This window comes from Pinibacter soli (assembly GCF_029961145.1).
GTDB lineage: Bacteria > Bacteroidota > Bacteroidia > Chitinophagales > Chitinophagaceae > Pinibacter > Pinibacter soli.
Window position 1 is genome coordinate 2,610,638 of record NZ_JASBRG010000007.1, and the last position, 18,041, is coordinate 2,628,678.

General features: G+C 41.9%; 10 protein-coding genes. 5 read left to right on the top strand and 5 right to left on the bottom strand.

Features of this window, described 5'->3' with window-relative positions; all coding sequences use genetic code 11:
• Positions 1 to 12: 12 nt before the first annotated feature.
• Complete coding sequence (gene recG, locus QJ048_RS20990) at positions 13 to 2,124, bottom strand: ATP-dependent DNA helicase RecG (protein ID WP_282336708.1); 2,112 nt, start codon at positions 2,122 to 2,124, stop codon at positions 13 to 15.
• Between the two features lie 287 nt (positions 2,125 to 2,411).
• Between recG and QJ048_RS20995 the strand changes: the two genes are divergently transcribed.
• A complete protein-coding gene (locus tag QJ048_RS20995; protein WP_282336393.1) occupies positions 2,412 to 3,251 on the top strand; it encodes a glycosyltransferase family 2 protein in 840 nt (279 codons plus the stop codon).
• Positions 3,252 to 3,362: 111 nt separating this feature from the next.
• Here QJ048_RS20995 and QJ048_RS21000 read toward each other — a convergent pair whose 3' ends face one another.
• Entirely contained in the window at positions 3,363 to 4,967 is a 1,605-nt protein-coding gene (locus QJ048_RS21000; protein ID WP_282336394.1) for a hypothetical protein, read from the bottom strand.
• Positions 4,968 to 5,111: 144 nt separating this feature from the next.
• Here QJ048_RS21000 and QJ048_RS21005 point away from each other — a divergent pair, with 144 nt between their 5' ends.
• The 4 genes from QJ048_RS21005 (at position 5,112) to QJ048_RS21020 (ending at position 9,036) form a co-directional block, all read left to right on the top strand.
• Positions 5,112 to 6,068, top strand: coding sequence for a decaprenyl-phosphate phosphoribosyltransferase (locus tag QJ048_RS21005; protein ID WP_282336395.1), 957 nt, complete (start codon positions 5,112 to 5,114; stop codon positions 6,066 to 6,068).
• A gap of 92 nt (positions 6,069 to 6,160) precedes the next feature.
• Entirely contained in the window at positions 6,161 to 7,549 is a 1,389-nt protein-coding gene (locus tag QJ048_RS21010; RefSeq protein ID WP_282336396.1) for an FAD-binding oxidoreductase, read from the top strand.
• Between the two features lie 51 nt (positions 7,550 to 7,600).
• Positions 7,601 to 8,332, top strand: coding sequence for an SDR family oxidoreductase (locus QJ048_RS21015; RefSeq protein ID WP_282336397.1), 732 nt, complete (start codon positions 7,601 to 7,603; stop codon positions 8,330 to 8,332).
• A 113-nt stretch (positions 8,333 to 8,445) separates the two neighbouring features.
• Positions 8,446 to 9,036, top strand: a complete 591-nt coding sequence (locus QJ048_RS21020) for an HAD-IB family hydrolase (protein ID WP_282336398.1) — start codon at positions 8,446 to 8,448, stop codon at positions 9,034 to 9,036.
• A gap of 119 nt (positions 9,037 to 9,155) precedes the next feature.
• Here QJ048_RS21020 and QJ048_RS21025 read toward each other — a convergent pair whose 3' ends face one another.
• The 3 genes from QJ048_RS21025 to QJ048_RS21035 form a co-directional block, all read right to left on the bottom strand.
• Positions 9,156 to 11,075: a PKD domain-containing protein gene (locus QJ048_RS21025; RefSeq protein WP_282336399.1), complete on the bottom strand. Its 1,920-nt coding sequence runs from the start codon at positions 11,073 to 11,075 to the stop codon at positions 9,156 to 9,158.
• Between the two features lie 669 nt (positions 11,076 to 11,744).
• Positions 11,745 to 14,294, bottom strand: a complete 2,550-nt coding sequence (locus tag QJ048_RS21030) for a PKD domain-containing protein (RefSeq protein WP_282336400.1) — start codon at positions 14,292 to 14,294, stop codon at positions 11,745 to 11,747.
• A gap of 818 nt (positions 14,295 to 15,112) precedes the next feature.
• Positions 15,113 to 17,992 (bottom strand): PKD domain-containing protein, encoded by a 2,880-nt coding sequence (locus QJ048_RS21035; protein WP_282336401.1) that lies wholly within the window; start codon positions 17,990 to 17,992, stop codon positions 15,113 to 15,115.
• Positions 17,993 to 18,041: the final 49 nt, after the last annotated feature.

Sequence of the window (18,041 nt, forward strand, 5' to 3'; positions counted from 1 at the left end):
TTTATTTCTAATTTACGAAATTTTGCTCCAAGCCGTTTTTCCCTTTTGCGATTGCAAAAAGCGTTTTAATCTTTCATTCGCTTTCTCTGAAAGGTCCGGATCTTCCTCCAGTATTTGTTGCGCCATTTGCTTGGCAGCATCCAGCCACTGTTTATCTTGTAACAAACTCGCCAGTTTAAAATTCAGCATCCCGCTTTGCCTTGTACCTTCAATATCCCCGGGTCCCCGCAGCTCCATATCCTTTTCGGCAATCTTAAACCCGTCGTTTGTTGCGGTCATTATTTTCAATCGTTCTTTCGCCTCGCTTGAAAGTTTATTACCCGTTAGTAAGATACAATAACTTTTATCACTTCCCCTTCCTACTCTTCCTCTCAACTGATGCAATTGTGACAACCCAAATTTCTCTGAACTCTCAATCACCATCACGCTTGCATTTGGAACATTCACGCCCACTTCGATCACAGTGGTTGATACCATGATTTGAGTGTCGCGTGTAATGAAACGTTGCATGTTGGTATCCTTTTGCTCAGCTGGCTGTCGTCCATGCACCATACTGATCCAATACTTTGGTTCGGGGAAAAATGCTTTCACATTTTCATACCCCCGCATAAGGTTCTCATAGTTTATTTTTTCTGATTCTTCAATCAAAGGAAAGATTATGTACGCCTGCCTGCCTTTGGCAATTTCCTGTTTTATAAAGTCCATCACAGAACCCCTTGCTTGTTCAAAACGATGAACCGTGGTCACAGGTTGCCTGCCGGGCGGCAATTCATCTATTACACTGTAATCAAGATCTCCATAAGCAGTCATGGCGAGGGTACGTGGAATGGGTGTTGCAGTCATAACAAGTACATGAGGTGGTATGTTCGCTTTTCGCCATAATTTCGACCGCTGCTCTACTCCAAAACGATGCTGTTCATCAATTATTGCAAGACCAATATTTTTAAATTTTACCGGGTCCTCCAACAAGGCGTGGGTACCTATGATCAGGTTAAGTTCTCCGCTTTCCAATGCAGCCAAAATCTCTCGCCTTTCTTTCGCTTTTGTAGAACCAGTGAGCAACCTAACCGTTACCGGCAGGTCCTTTACCAACTCGCTGATCCCCACAAAATGTTGATTGGCTAAAATTTCTGTCGGAGCCATCATGCAACTCTGAAATCCATTATCCACCGCCAGCAACATACTCAGCAATGCAACAATGGTTTTTCCGCTACCCACGTCTCCCTGCAAAAGCCTGTTCATTTGTCTGCCATGCGCCGCGTCCTGTCTTATTTCCCTCAACACTCTTTTTTGCGCCCCGGTAAGTTCAAAAGGCAAACAGGTTTTATAAAATGAATTGAATAATTCGCCTACTTGTTTAAAAACCACGCCATGCGAAAAACGGTGACGTTCAGATTTGATAAGATTCAATCTTAACTGAGCCATAAAAAGCTCTTCAAACTTGAGCCTGTTAAGCGCATTTTGATAGGCAGTAAAGTTCGCTGGAAAATGAATATCGTTGTATGCTTTGTACCTGGGAATTAAGTTAAGTGATTGCAAAAGTTTATCAGGCAGATTTTCCGGTATATCAGCGGGCTGTAAAGCTGTTAAAAGGCCCCAGGTCAGCTTGCCGATTTGCCTGCCGCCAAGCTGCTTTTGTTTTAATTTTTCTGTTGTAGGGTAAACGGGTTCAAGAAACCCTTTTCCCTCAGATTTTTCGGGGCTGAAGGCTTCTATTTCCGGGTGCGTTATTTGTGGATAACCGCTAAAAAAACTAGCCTTGCCATAAACGAGATATTCCTTCCCTACCTCGAGGGATTTTTGTACCCAGTTAATTCCCTGAAACCAAACAAGTTCCATTGTACCAGAGCTGTCTCTAAGTTCCCCTACCAGTCTTTTTGCCCTGTTTTCACCAAGCACGTGCAAACTCATCAATCTACCTGCAACCTGCACCTGATCTGTTTGAGGGGTAATTTCCCGTATGAGTTGCACCTGCGTTTTATCAACATGCCTGAAGGGAAAATGCTCAAGCAGATCTTTAAAAGTGAAAATATTAAGCTCCTTTTTCAAAATGTCTGCCCGCAAAGGGCCGACACCTTTCAGGTACTCGATCGGACTAGCTAATATGGACGGAGTGGTTGCGATAAAAACTGTTTATCGACAAATGTAACCCCTAATTTGAAAATTTGAAGATGGGAATACAGAATGTGCTGATTTGAAAATTTGAAAATTTGAAAATGAGAGGTGCGATTTCGTGAGAAATGTGGGCCACGACAATTAGCAATTAACCCAGAATTAATTTTCATACAACATCCACGCATGCCGCACAGAAAGCATTTTCAAATCTTCAAATCTTCAAATCTTCAAATTCTCACATTCCGCATTTCAGCGTTTCTCGCAAATAATCTATCTTGTTGAACCATTACATCTTTATGCGACCAATTACTACACCATCATACGTTACAACTCATTACCACGATAAAAATTATTTTTTAGAACATATTGATGAAATAAGAAAAGGTATTCAGAGCCTTATAAAAGGAGATCAGATTGATGTGAGTGTTGTGATTCCTGCCTATAATGAAGAAGAAAAAATTTTGCGCACACTGGCTTCTCTTTCTAAAACACAAACGAATCTTTCGGTTGAGATATTAATCGTCAACAATAATTCTTTTGATAAAACAAAAGAACTCGCTGAACGTGGCGGCGCCAATGTGATAACGGAAACGAAACAAGGTGTGCAAAATGCACGCACGGCAGGCCTTCATGCAGCGAAAGGAAAACTCATCATTAATGCAGATGCAGATACAATTTACACGCCGTACTGGGTGGAGCTAATGACTAGTCCTTTGAAGGATGAAAATATTTCTATGGCTTATGGCAAATTCGCTTTCTTTCCTGAAAGCGGAGCACCAAGATTGTTATACTTCTTATACGAAACTTCCAGCGATCCATACAAATGGTGGCTGGCAAAAACAAAAGAAGAAGCGATGTTTGTGTACGGTTGTAGCTCCTGCTACCGCAAAGAACAAGCGATTGCTGTAAACGGTTTCGAACATCCGCCGGGAACAAATGAAGACGGGTATCTTGGCTATAAACTGCGCACAAAGTTTGGCAAACTACAAAAAGTTACATCTAACAAAGCTCTCGCCTGGACGAGTGATAGAAGATTGATTGAAGGTGGCGGAGTTTTTGCTTCGTTTACGAGGCGATTTAGAAAAGCGTTAACGCAAAAGATAGATACGAGCAATTTAGAAAAAAGTCAATCTTAAACCCTTTGGTTTTAATGACTGCCGGCACAGATACGCCATGCCGCACAAGCTAAGATACATATCCGCGCCAACAGTGTGTGGGTGCTGCCAACACCAAAGCTTCTCTAATTCCTATTTCCTCACATAAACTTCCACCCACGCTTGCCCACTCGGCTTACGGGGAGCAGTAAACGAATCTACACGTTTGTAGTATTGCATCAAGGTGCTGCGTACTTCGAAGGGATAGAAATTGTTGAGGTAAGGAATGTATTCAAACATCACGATGTCGTAGTAATTGTTTTTGATGCGGTCGCAAAACATTTGCGTTTCTTTTTCAAACATACCCACGCCTTTGTGGAACCACAACGGATATTCGCTTCCGGTTTCCAATGAAAAATGAAGATCGTTTGCAAGAGATGTAAGCTCGCTCATGTTAAGCACCTTTGCATCGGGCTTTTTAATTTCCGGCATTTGCATGATGCGATGAACGCCGTCAACCGTTGGGCCGGGCAAGAGCATTCCTTTAAACGATGGAAGTTCAATGCCGCGCCACAGGAACAATGGAACGTCGGTTGTATCGGCAGGTAAAATGAGGTAAGTATTTTTGTTTACAACCGTGGGGTCCGTTTTCTTATGACCCAAAATTATTTCCGCGTATTTATAAACATATCTCCAGTAAACCTGGCTCCACCAAAGCATTACAGCCAATGTGCAAATAACAACAGTAGAAGTTGATTCGAAATTTACCGGCAAATATTCTGCAAGAAGCACCAGTATAAATGCGATGGCAAAACTGTGAAAGAAAATATTATTGTCTTGCGGCACATAACTTGTCACCTGAAATATAGCAGCTTCTACGAGGATACCTAAAGCAAGCAGTGAAAAAACGATCAACGGCTTGTTTGACCAAAAAGCATTCGCACCTTTCTTCTTGTATTGAACGAACAACAAAACAATAATAACACCGATGTAAAATTTTATCCATTGCGAAGCGCTAAAAAATTCATCAGCAATATCCATTGCTGAAAAGCGTGATGAATGTGGCGGCTGACCATGATTGAACCAATAGCCAAAACCATATTTAAGAAATGGCACAACAAACAAACATCCGATGATTATTGTGATTGCGAGGAAATACATTGGTTGTCTCCAATCTTTTTCATTGTAAGAACTATAGCAAACAAGTGCAGTACAAATCAGATAACCCAACGCACCGCCATCCTGTTTGGTAAAAAAAGAACAGAGAGTAAACAGCACACCTGCTATCATATAAGTGTAGCGCCATTTGCGCCCTTCACCAAAAATAAATTTCAAGATAAAAGCGATGCCCACAAATTCATACACGATCACTGTGTGGTTATACCATGGCCAGTAATTGAGAAACGAAAAAGAAAAAACATAAAGGCTCACACATACAAAACGTATTCCTTCCTTTACAGAAAGACTTTTTAATATTGACCTGAAAGCCAGTCCAGACATGATATTGATTAGTACCTGCGCTTTCACGAGAGTGATTAATTGAGGTCCAAAGATTTTAAAAAACATAGCAGGAATAACCCAAAACATACATCCTGTAGGAATGCCAAAATCTCTGAAGGGCATTTCGCCAAGGTATAAACGATAAGCGCCTTCATAGGAAAGAAAAATATTCAAACGATACGGAAATGTTCCAAAGACGGGTATAAAAGCTATGATTATAATCAGGAAAATTTCTGCCCAGGCTAATATTCGCTTCATAATAAGGTTGTTGGTCAATGATGGCGAAAATTACTACATGGTTATCTCTTTACAAAGTATTGCACAAACTACCTTTATATAGTATCTTGGCATTGAATTTTATAATCAATCCGCCGGGACCTTGCAGGTTCAATATCCTTCTGCTTGCGAAAAAGCATTTTCCGGAGTTTTAAAACACAACCAACCAAATTCGTACTGATGGGCAGTTACATAAAATTGTTACGACCTAAGGACTGGGCCAAGAACTTATTTCTTTTTATACCCCTGATCTTTTCAGGTTTTGAGCATCTCACAAAAGAAAATATTCTTGCACTTATTATTGGCTTCTTCGCTTTTAGCTTTGTCGCGAGTTCAATATACATTATCAATGATTATCGTGATATTGAGGATGACCGCAAGCACCCCAAAAAAAGCAAAAGACCTTTGGCAAGTGGGGCTGTAAGCAAGCAGGCGGCCATTGTTATTTTTGTGTTACTTCCAATTTTAGGCTTCATCTTATCTTACTTAGCAGATAGAACGTTGCACTTCACATTTGTTCTGGCTTTTTATTTCGTCATGAATCTTGCCTATTCATTTGGTGCAAAAAATATTTCCATACTCGACATCATGATCATAGCAGTTGGGTTTGTGCTTCGTGTAAAAGGCGGTGGACTTATTGCCCACATCAACCTATCATTGTGGTTGAATCTCATGGTGTTCCTGCTTTCGTTGTTCATGGCTATCGCCAAACGTCGTGATGACATTCTTTTGAAGATTGAAACCGGTACAGACATGCGCAAATCAATTAAAGGTTATAACCTCGATTTTCTGAACACCATGCTGGGATTGTTTAGCGCCATCATCATTGTTACGTACATAATGTATTGTGTATCACCGTTCACTATAGAAAAATTGGGCACTTATCAGCTTTACTATACTTCTATTTTTGTAATTGCCGGCTTGATGCGATATTTGCAATTAACATTGGTTCAAAACCAAGCCGGATCTCCAACCGAAATCCTGTACAAAGACCGCTTCATTCAAATCACTTTATTACTGTGGATAGCCAGTTTTTACATGATTGTTTACCTTAAGGAATTAACCTTTTTAAAATCGTACTAGCAAAGGCTCCAACAGTTGCGCATACATAACAATCTCTACCCAACTGTTGAAATATTGCCGTTGTACGAGTCACCACAGAATAAAACTTTTTTATGAAAAAGCAAATCGCCAACTGGGGAAACTATCCGGTAATTGAGAGTGATGAAAAATTATTTTCATACACAGACGAACTCGATAAACTGGTAGCTCAGCCGAAAAGCTACATAGCACGCGGTAACGGCCGTTGCTATGGCGATGCTTCTTTGGCAGACAACACTATTTCCACACTTAAGTATGACAAGGTTTTATCGTTCGATACAGAGAAAGGTCTGCTCGAGGTCCAGAGTGGCATTACACTGGATCAGGTGCTTGACATTATAGTGCCGAAAGGCTGGTTCCTTCCTGTTACTCCGGGTACTAAATATATAACCATTGGCGGTGCGATTGCAAGTGATGTACATGGAAAAAATCATCACGTAGATGGCGCATTTTCTCATCACGTTATTGAGATGGATGTTTTGCTGGCAAACGGTGAAACTATCACCTGCTCTCCTACAAATAATAATGATCTGTTCGAAGCAACCTGCGGTGGCATGGGCCTTACCGGCGTGATCGAAAAAGTGATCTTTGATCTGAAAAAAATTGAAACTTCATTTATAAAACAGAAACAAGTTAAAGCGGAGAATCTCGAAGAGATTTTGCAACTCTTCGATACTTATGCGCACTACACTTATTCTGTTGCCTGGATCGACTGTTTGAAAAAAAGAAAGAACTTTGGAAGAAGCATTCTCATCCTTGGTGAACATGCAAAGATTGAAGATCTTAACGACAAACAAAAAAGCGATCCGCTGCAATTACCTAAAAAGAAACAGATCACATTTCCTTTCAATCTTCCTTCATGGGTGCTGAATACCTTTACCGTTAAGGCTTTCAACTTCCTTTATTATGGAAAGAATTTTAAGAAAGAGATCAACAATGTTGTTTCTTACGAGCCATTTTTCTATCCGCTCGATGCTATTCTACACTGGAACCGTGGTTATGGTAAACCAGGTTTTATACAATATCAATTCGTTTTGCCACTGGAAGCGAAACAAGGTTTGATCGATATTTTAAATCGTATCAGCGATAAAGGCATCGGCTCTTTTCTCGCTGTGCTGAAAGTATTCGGCAAACAAGAGAGCCTGATTTCTTTCCCAACTGAAGGTTATACTCTCGCACTAGATATTCCTGTGCGCAAGGGGCTTTTTGAATTCCTTGATGAACTTGATCAAATTGTATTGAAATATGGTGGCCGCTTGTACATGTCTAAAGATGCAAGAATGAAACCCGAAGTTCTTAAAGCGGGTTATCCGCACCTGGATAGATTCAAAGCGATCATTAAAAAGTTCAACCCGGACTTTAAATTCCGCTCACATCAGTCCGACAGATTATTATTAACCAAAGACGAAGACAAGTCAAAAGTAAAAATTCAAAATTCAAAAATTGCGGAGGCCCAGTTTTGACTTTTGCCTTTTTAATTTTTCCAACACAATTGAAAACTCTTATATAACCACATGCCAACTGTACTTTTATTAGGTGCTACGTCTGACATTTCCGTTGCTATTGCGAAAGAATTTGGTGCCCATGGATACGCGTTGCAACTCGCTGCGAGAAATACTGAACATCTTTCACCGATTCAATCTGATTTAAAGATCAGGTACAATGTTGATTGTACCGTTCATGCATTTGATGCACTGAATTACGATAGTCATCAAAGCTTTTTCGACAGCCTGCCTGTTAAGCCCGATGTTACCATATGCGTGTTCGGTGTGATGTACGAAGAAGAAGATGCATGGAACGATTGGAAACTTACACATCGCATGATCGACACGAACTACACAGGTGCTGTTTCCATTTTAAATATTGCTGCGAAATATTACAGCGCACAGAAGAAAGGAACGATCGTTGGTATCAGCTCTGTTGCGGGCGAACGTGGCAGACAGAGCAAATTGATCTATGGCAGTGCAAAAGCAGCATTCAGCGCATATCTTGCGGGTCTGAGAAATAAATTGTTTAAGGACAACGTGCATGTCGTTTCTGTAAAGCCAGGTTTCGTGTATACAAAAATGACAGAGGAACTTCCTTTACCCAAACCTCTTACCGCACAGCCAGAGGAAGTTGCAAAAGCGGTGTTTAACGCGGTTGAGAAAAAGAAAAATACTATTTACACAAAATGGATGTGGAAGTACATCATGTTGATCATCAAAAATGTACCGGAGCCGATGTTTAAGAAAATGAACATCTGATGAAAATTCAAAAGTCAAAAGTAAAAATTCAAAAGCGGAGAGACCCTGTTTTGAATTTTTACTTTTGACTTTTGACTTAACAACCTAAGCGTCCTCTCTAAAATCTCTCACAAATGAAACGTATCGCTTTTTTCGACTTCGACGGAACGATCACAACGAAAGATACCTTGCTGGAAAATATAAAGTTCCATAAGGGCAGCTTACGGTTTTATTTTGGCTTTTTGCTGAATGCCCCTTATTTAGTGGCTTTCAAGGCAAAGGTTATTTCTAACCAAACTGCGAAGGAAAAAGTATTGAAGTTCTTTTTTGGCGGCAGCGATGAAATTTCCTTTCAAAAAAAATGCGACGATTTTGCAACGGCAAAACTTCCTGAAATGATCCGCCCGAAAGCAATTCATGAGATAAAAAAACATTTGGAACAAGGCACGGAAGTGGTTATCGTTTCTGCTTCTGCGTCTAACTGGTTTCGCAAATGGGCAACTGAGTACAACCTCAAAATGATCAGCACTGCGCTGGAAGTGCATAACAATAAAATGACCGGAAGAATAAACGGAAGAAATTGTTACGGAGAAGAAAAAGTAGCGTTGATCAATCAACGCTACAACTTAAAAGAGTACGACGAAATTTATTGTTACGGTGACACTAGTGGCGATAAACCAATGCTGGCACTGGGCACAAAGACATTTTATAAACCATTCAGGTAATTAATAATTAATAATTAACAATTAATAGGGCGTCATTTGCTTGCTTGTTGTTTCCTCTCTGTTGGACATTCATTAAGGTCGATTACATGCGGAATGCTACACCTATTAATTCTTAATTATTAATTCGTTTTCACCATTCTCTCCACCGTTTTATACTTGTCTCCCACACTCACTTCTACTAAGTAGATACCGGCTTTGAGGCTTTGCGCATTGATGCTTGTATAATAATCTGTTTGTGATTTATAGAACGATTGGCGCTGTATCAGTTTACCATCAACTCCATACACATTGATCACTCCATTTCCTTTTTCAGTATTGTTAATGGCGATATTCAGGTTTTCTTTTACCGGATTAGGATAAATTGTTGCGCCGCCTTTGTTATCAACATCTGCCACAGATACGATTTTTGAAAACTTTACCTGCCCGTCTTTATCTACCTGTTGCAGCCTGTATAGATATTTTGCTTTTGAGTACTGATTATCTGTGAAGGTATATTCTTTCGTAGCGGAAGAACTGCCGGCAGCCGTTACATTTCCGATGGTCGTAAATACTGTTCCCTCTTCACTTCTTTGCACATCGAAACGGTCTGTATTAAGCTCTTTATCAGTCGCCCACTGTACTGTATTTTTTCCGCTGATTTTAGTGGCTTTCACGTACAAAAACTCTACTGGCAGCAATCCTGTAGGATTGGTCATCGTTACAAAATTGGAAGTTGCTGCGCCCATGTTATCATATACAGTAAGCTGGAATTTAAATACGCCGCCAACCACGCTTTGCGCCGTAGGGAAAGAACTTTGTGCATTAACGAGTGTAATCGCAGGACCCGTTAACTGCTTCCAATCGTATGCGATAATATAACCGTCAGGGTCGTATGAGCCGCCCCCGCTCAGGTAAGCATAGTTGTTCGTGGTACTAAAATCATTTCCTGCATTAGATACGGGAGGTATGTTTGCGCCAATGCCGGGTTTGATCTCTACAGTCATCGTATCATAACCGGCCTTTCCGTAATAATCCAACGTGCGCAAAACAAATGTATATGTTCCGGTAACCATTCCTGTAACAGTTGTTGCACTGCTGGATGGTGATGTAATAGTAAAGTTATCAGGACCGGAAACTTTTGTCCATTTGTATTCTGCAATGGAACCATCAGCATCGTACGAAGCTCCCCCGTTCAGGGATGCGGTGTTTGCAGGAAGCACGATAATCGTATCGTTACCGGCTTTTGAAACTGGGGCCACGTCCACTGGAGCAGACGCTCTTGTGTGCATCAGCATCCATTCGTAAACGTTTGGATTTTGATAAGCATGAGTTTCATCGTATACCCATCCCCAGATGCCGTGTCCTCCGGATGGATAATATTTTGCCAGCGGCAAAGGATCAGGAGAAGGCGTACATCCATTGTTCATCTTATCAATAATACTTTGGGTATAGCCTACAGGCACTGTTCCATCATCCATGGCGTGAAATGCCCACACAGGCAGATTCGCCTGGTTCATGTAGCAAATACCATTCATGTTGCCTGGCGCCACACCGCAGCTTACTACGATAGCTGCCAGCTTTGGCGCATTGGTTGGGTCGCTGGTTACGTAATCCCATACACCGCCACCGCCGGCGCTCAATCCCGTCAGGTACACTCTGTTGGGATCTACCTGCAGATTGGCCATTGCATAGTTATACATTGCGTCCACATAGCTATTGATCCATCCGGTATAGGTAAGGCTCAATTGAGGGGATAAAACAAGGAACGTATCTTTTACGCCATTGACAGTGAATGCCATCTTCGAACCAGCAGCAATATTATATGGAGGACCGTTGAATGCTACCTTGTACAAGTCCGTGGTGCCATTTCCTCTTTCTCCGAAACCGTGAAGAAAAATCATTAACGGATATTTTTTTGCAGAACTCCAACCGTAAGAAGTGGGCTTGTATTCGTAAAAACCCACAAACAGTCCGTTATAGGTAAGAGACTTTGCCACCTGCTGCGCAGACACGCCAAGCGTTACCAGCAGCAGTCCCACACTGAGAAGAATTGTTTTCATACTCGTACATTGGATTAAATAATCTGGGTATAAGCATTGCCCAAGCTGCTTTTAAAACGTAAAACATGTATAAAATCTTTTGTAGAAATGCTGCCAGGGCAAGTATTTTTCCATAGAAAAAATACAAATGATTAGAAATCAGAATATTTGATTCAAAAATTTAGCGCAGATTTTCGTTTATCACAGCACGTTAGGTGTTCGGAAAATACGTATACAGATAGTAGTTTAACGTGAAAATGGGTTGTAGATAAGTGAAAAACAAATTAAGAATTAGGAATTAAGAATTCTTTCTGTGGGACATGCCTGCTAATTCTTGCACCGCTCTGTTTGGACATAAAGGCAATGCAACTAAATAGATTGACCGTTGCAAGGGAACAATTCTTAATTCCTAATTCAAAGTCGTTTAGTTAAGGGTTTGAAAAAACAAAAGCATCTCGCTTGTCATCCCGAGGAACGAGGGATCTGGGCCTATCACTAACGAATACTATGCGTAAACAATCACGCAGATCCCTCCTTCGTCGGGATGACAAGCAGTCTTTCTTTCCTACACATAGCAACCAAGTAATTGAAAAGTTGCTTAACTAAACGACATTGAATTCTTATTCTTAATTACAAAAAAAGGGCTGACAAGTATTAAAACCTGCCAGCCCAAAAACGGAGTTGCTTAACTTACAGTTTAACGAATTTCTGCGTAGGCAGTGATTTGCCATCCAGCACTATTTGCACGTAATACACACCTTGTGAAAGGCCCGTAACATCAATTTGCTGACGGAAATCGAATTGTCCTTTAGTATATTCAATTGTTTTCGCAGCTTTTCCTGTTGCGTCGAAAATCACTACTTTCATTTTACCGGTAGTTTCATTGTTCACCACCAGGTTCACGTAGCTCTGTGCAGGATTAGGGCTCAGGCTAAGCGCTGAAGTTGCAGTAACGGCTTTTGTATCTGCAGATACCACACTTGCATTAGAAGCGATAGCTGTTCCTGCCAGTGACGAAGTAATCGTAAATGAAACCTGTGCGGAAGCTGTAGCACCCAAATCATCTGTAACCACGAGGTTGAATACATAAGTTCCTGCGATCAATCCCTGAACTGTCGGGAACATTGTATTTGCACCAAGTACGCTTGCAGTGTTTGGTCCGGAAACCTCGTTCCATGCCCATGATGTGATCTTTCCATCAGGATCGTAAGATGCGCCTCCACTCAGATATACATAGTTGTTTGCAGACGTGAAGCCGTTACCTGCGTTGCAATAAGGCGCCTTATTATTACTATTTGCAGCAAATACTGTTACAGTAACCTGAGATGTTGCTGTAAGGCCACCGTTGTCAGTCACTTGTACCTGGTATATATAAGTACCGGCGATCAATCCTGTCAATTGAGATGTTTTACCTGTTGGTGTAACTATAGTTCCGCCGGTTGGTCCGCTCACTTTTGTCCATGAGTAGGACGAGATGGTGCCATCAGGATCGTAAGACAAGCTGCCATCCAATGTTACAGTTCCCTGAGGAAGTTGCACATTAAAGTTACCACCTGCGCTCGCTACGGGCTGTTTGTTTCCACCTACAGAAAGAGAAACCGTTGCAGATGCGGAAGCGCCCTGGTTATCTGTTACTGTTAATTGGAAAACATATGTACCGCCAATCAGGTCTTTTACTGTTGGGAACATGGTGTTGCCAGACAACAATGTCGCCGTGTTCGGACCACTTACCTGTGACCATGCCCATGCTGCAATGCTGCCGTCAGGATCGTAAGACGCACCACCGCTCAGGTATGCATAATTGTTGGTCGTAGAGAAATTATTTCCTGCGTTTGCAACAGGAGCCTTATTACCAGGCGCTGCAGCATTTACAGTAATACTTACATTAGAGGTAGCCGTTGCTGCATTATTATCGTATACAGTTAACTGATACACATAAGTTCCGGCAACAAGACTTGTAACCTGCGTTGATGCAGTAGTTGGAGAAGTGATAGTTGATGTAGAAGGACCACTTACCTGTGCCCATGCGTATCTTGAAATAGAACCGTCAGGATCCTTAGAAGCGCTACCATCCAATGTTACTGAACTTGTCGGCAAAGTAATTGTTTGATTTGCACCCGCAACAGCAGTTGGAGCCACATTCACAATGGCAGCTGCGTTAACAGAGATTGTTACATTAGCCGAAGAAGTTCCGCCAGAGTTGTCTGTTACTGTTAACTGGTAAACATAAGTACCTGCGATCAAACCAGTAACAGTTGTTGTAGAAGAAGACGGAGAGGTAATAACTCCCGCAGATGGTCCGCTAACTTTTGTCCATGAATAAGATGCAATTGAACCGTCGCTGTCTGTAGAACCTGTTCCATTTAAAGTTACAGTGCTTACAGGCAATGTGATCGCCTGGTTAGCACCGGCATTCGCCACCGGAAGTACGTTTGCAGGAACAACAGGAGTTGTGCCACCCAAATTAGCACGTGACAATGTAAGCATCCACTCATATACGTTAGGATTCTGGTATCCGTGACCCTGGTCAAACGCCATGTCCCAGATGCCATGTCCGCCAGAAGAATAGTATGTAAACTTCGGCTGTACAGTGGGGTTACACTGCCCCAATTTGATTTGCGCATATTGTGTATTTCCCACCCCTACTGTGCCATCGTCCATTGCGTGGAAAGCCCATACTGCAGTTTTTGCATCTGCAATGTTGCAGTAATAAGTTCCCTCGCCTGTTCCGCAGCATGGAATGATACCGGCGAACTGCTGAGCGTTTGCTAATGAGTTAGTTGCATATTTCCAAACACCACCACCACCGAGGCTTATACCGCAGAGGAATATGCGATTTTGATCGACACTAAGATTTGACTTGGCATATTTCAACATTTCATCTACATAAAATGTTTCCCAACTGCCGTATTGTACGTCTAATTGGGGGCAAAGCACGAGGAATGTTTCGGCTACACCCGTGTTAGGGTTCGTGAAAGTCATGGTGCTGCCGCCGGCAATATAGCGCGGTATGCAGTTTGCATTAACCTTGTACAGGTCGGTTGTACCATTACCACGTTCCCCAATTCCGTGCAGGAAAATAATGAGAGGGTATTTTTTCGAGGTAGTATAACTCGTGGGTTTATATTCATAAAACCCAACTGTTTTGCCATTAGTGGCAACTAAGCTACGTGCAATTTCTTGCGACTTAGCGAATAGGGAGAGGCATACCATGCCCACAATAATTAAGAGATTTTTCATAAAAAAATTAATTCAAGGATTCACTGAAAAAAACCCATTTTATACAATACTGTTTACTACTACTTTTCTAACGAAATCAAAACACCTTTCAACACATCTCAAATCCTTAACACAATTCAGTTCCTTGTCATAACTCTTTTGTGAATTTGCAATAACGTCTTCAAAACATTTCACCTCGAAAGTAAGTACGTGTTAGTTTCATAGTTTTTGGTTGATCGTTTACGCACCAATTTCCATACCACATAATTTCAATCTCTTAAAAATATCCGATTCGAATATTTTTTGCACCAACCACACGAACGCTACTAATCCATTCAAGTTATCATCAAAGCCAATAAGGATGCTGTCTTCCGGATAATCATAAAAAAAATTCGAAAGCTGTATTGCTTTACTAACCGCATGGCACAAACGTTTAGAAGCACTTCCTGGGGGAAGTGGAACAATAGTCTCGAATCACTCTTCACGTTTGCTGAAATGCGTGCAAGCAACCGCATGCGGTAAGCTTCACTCTGTGTTTAGAACCTCCAGGATCATATGACCCAACAGCATTCCAAACGAAATCGTATATGCATAGTACACTATGACATCGATCTCTTTTACAAAGCATCATGCAATAAGAGAAATCTGGGTCGATCTTTTTAGATTGGATAAGGCTTGTGTAATTTGAAAATTTGAAGACTTGAAAATTTGAAAATGTTCTAAATGCAGTCCTTTCGGATGTTTTACCAATCTCCAAAATTTCGAAGAGATTAAGCTTAAATCGAAAAGCCACACAGAAACAATTTTCAAATTTTCACATCTTCAAATTATCACATTACTTACAGTTTTACAAACTTTTTGACAACTGGTTTTTGGGTTCCTTCATAAATTGTTTCCAGATAATACATTCCTGCTGGCAGTTTCGAAATATCCACTTGTTGCTGTACCTGACCTGCTTGCTTAGAATAACTATATTGAGTCACAATTTTTCCATTAACATCAAGCACAACGAACTTGTAGTTTCCAACAAATTCATTGTTGAACGTAACAGTGATCTGGCTGGTTGCAGGGTTTGGATAAATGCTTGGTTCTTTCGCCAAATCATTGACCTTAGTGCTTCCTGCATTTACATCAGAGATCAAAGCCTGTGTGCTCATTCCCGCTACAATAGACGGCGCAGTCTGTGTTTTCACGGTTAATACTACATCGTCGGTTGAAGCCAAACCATCATTGTCCGTTACTTTCAGGCGGAAGGTGTAAGTTCCGGCAACCAGGTTTTGTATTGTTGGGAACATTCCGTTACCTGCCAGTATTGATGCACTGTTAGGTCCGCCCACCTGTGACCATGCCCATGCTGTAATGGTTCCATCAGGATCGTATGATGCAGCACCACTCAGGTATGCGTAGCTGTTAGTTGTGCTAAAATCATTGCCAGCCTTTGCAACCGGCGGTTTACCGTTTGGAACAACCTTGACATTTACTTCGTCAAATGCTGTTGCACCAAGATTATCCGTAACAGTTAATCTGAACGTATATGTGCCGCCCGCCAATTTTTGAATCGTTGGGAACATCGTATTTCCGGACAGCAAAGTTGCTGTGTTCGGCCCGCTTAGCTGCTGCCATGCCCATGTTACAATGCTTCCATCAAGATCGTAGGAGCCGGCGCCACTCAAATAAGCATAGTCATTTGCGGTAGCGAAATCATCTCCTGCGTGTGCAATCGGAGGTTTGTTAGTTGCAACTACTGCCGCCGCGTTTACTGTAACCGCTACAGTGCTTGAAGCAGTTGCTCCGGAGTTGTCAGTTACCGTTAGGTTGAAAACGTATGATCCGGCAACCAGGCCCGTAACCTGTGTAGACACCGCAGATGGAGAAGCAATTGAACCTGATGCAGGTCCGCTTACTTTACTCCACGCATATGTTGTAATAGTACCGTCATTATCTTTTGAACCACTACCATCAAGGGTTACCGCGTTTGTTGGCAATGTTATAACCTGTGGATTGCCTGCATTTGCTGTTGGAGGTTGGTTCGGAGCCGGATTTACAGTAACAGCTACGGTGCTCGAAGCAGTTGCTCCGGAGTTGTCAGTTACCGTTAGGTTGAAAACGTATGATCCGGCAACCAGGCCCGTAACCTGTGTAGACACTGCGGATGGAGAACTAATGGTAGCGGCAGGTCCGCTTACTTTACTCCATGCATATGTTGTAATGGTGCCGTCATTATCTTTTGAACCGCTGCCATCAAGTGTAATACTGTTAGCAGGCAATGTAATGGTTTGTGCGGCTCCGGCATTTGCTGTTGGTGGTTGATTAGGCGCCGGGTTTACGGTAATTGCTACAGTGCTTGAAGCAGTCGCACCGGAGTTGTCTGTTACCGTTAGCTGGAAAACATAGGAACCCTGAACCAAACCTGTAATCTGTGTAGACATGGCAGATGGAGAACTAATGGTAGCGGCTGGTCCGCTTATCTTACTCCATGCATATGTTGTAATGGTGCCATCGTTATCTTTTGAACCATTGCCATTGAGTGTTATACTGTTTACAGGCAATGTAATAGTTTGTGCGGTTCCGGCATTTGCTGTTGGCGGTTGATTAACTACTACAGCAGCATTTACGGAAATGGTAACATTGTCTGAAGAAGTTGCGCCGTCGTCATCAGTTACAGTTAATTGGAACACATATGTACCTACGGTCAAGTCTGTAACTTTTGTTGTCGCGTCAGATGGAGAAGCAATTGTGCCTGAAGCAGGTCCGCTTACTTTTGTCCATGAATATTTAGTAATGGAGCCGTCGCTGTCAGTTGACCCTGTCCCGTTTAATGTCACACTGCTTACAGGTAATGTAATTGCCTGATCGCCGCCTGCATTTGCAGCAGGTGCTACATTAGGAATTGAAGGTTTGCTCTGGGCGTTGTTGTCCTGGCCCTGGTTATCGTTATTATCACCATTGCGGGATAAAGTAAGCATCCATTCATACACGTTAGGATTTTGAATGCTATGGCCGGGATCGAAGGCCCAATCCCAAATACCATGTCCGCCGTAGGGATAGTATGTAAATTTAGCTGCCAGCTTGGGACTGCATGAAGCTATTTTAATTTGAGCGTATTGTGTATTGCCCACGCCTACAGTACCGTCATCCATAGCGTGGAATGCCCACACTGCGGTTTTTGCCTGGTTAAGATTACAGAAGTCTGTTCCTTCACCGGTTCCGCAACATGGGATGATGCCCGCAAACTGATTGGCATTTTGTAATGAGTTAGTAGCGTATTTCCAAACACCACCGCCACCAAGACTGATACCGCATAGGAAGATGCGGTTATTATCTATACTAAGATTGGATTTGGCATATTTTATCATCTCGTCTGTATAGAAGTTTTCCCAGCTTCCGTACTGCTTGTCGAGTTGAGGAGATAATACAAGAAATGTTTCCTGCTGCCCTGTATTAGGGTTGGTGAATGTCATTGTGTTACCGCCGGCGATAAGGCGTGGAATCGCATTTGCCGTAACGTTATTAAGATCTGTAGTGCCGTTGCCTCTTTCACCAATTCCGTGCAGGAAGATGATGAGAGGATATTTTGTTTTTTTAGAATAATCCGCGGGTTTATATTCCAAAAAACCAATTTTCGTACCGTTGGTTGCAGTTAAACTGCGGGCCACCTGTTGCGCATTAGCGAACAGTGTTAAGACTAAAAATCCCGCAGCGAGTAGAATATTTTTCATAACTCAATGATTTTTGAAAAAAATACCAGGTTTAATTTCAATTACGGTT

What these genes read in the sequence shown, in the direction of transcription:
- QJ048_RS20995 (WP_282336393.1), top strand. Translation starts at nt 2,412, where the DNA reads ATGCGACCAATTACTACACCATCATACGTTACAACTCATTACCACGAT.
- QJ048_RS21000 (WP_282336394.1), bottom strand. Translation starts at nt 4,967, where the DNA reads ATGAAGCGAATATTAGCCTGGGCAGAAATTTTCCTGATTATAATCATA.
- QJ048_RS21010 (WP_282336396.1), top strand. Translation starts at nt 6,161, where the DNA reads ATGAAAAAGCAAATCGCCAACTGGGGAAACTATCCGGTAATTGAGAGT.
- QJ048_RS21015 (WP_282336397.1), top strand. Translation starts at nt 7,601, where the DNA reads ATGCCAACTGTACTTTTATTAGGTGCTACGTCTGACATTTCCGTTGCT.
- QJ048_RS21020 (WP_282336398.1), top strand. Translation starts at nt 8,446, where the DNA reads ATGAAACGTATCGCTTTTTTCGACTTCGACGGAACGATCACAACGAAA.
- QJ048_RS21025 (WP_282336399.1), bottom strand. Translation starts at nt 11,075, where the DNA reads ATGAAAACAATTCTTCTCAGTGTGGGACTGCTGCTGGTAACGCTTGGC.
- QJ048_RS21030 (WP_282336400.1), bottom strand. Translation starts at nt 14,294, where the DNA reads ATGAAAAATCTCTTAATTATTGTGGGCATGGTATGCCTCTCCCTATTC.
- QJ048_RS21035 (WP_282336401.1), bottom strand. Translation starts at nt 17,992, where the DNA reads ATGAAAAATATTCTACTCGCTGCGGGATTTTTAGTCTTAACACTGTTC.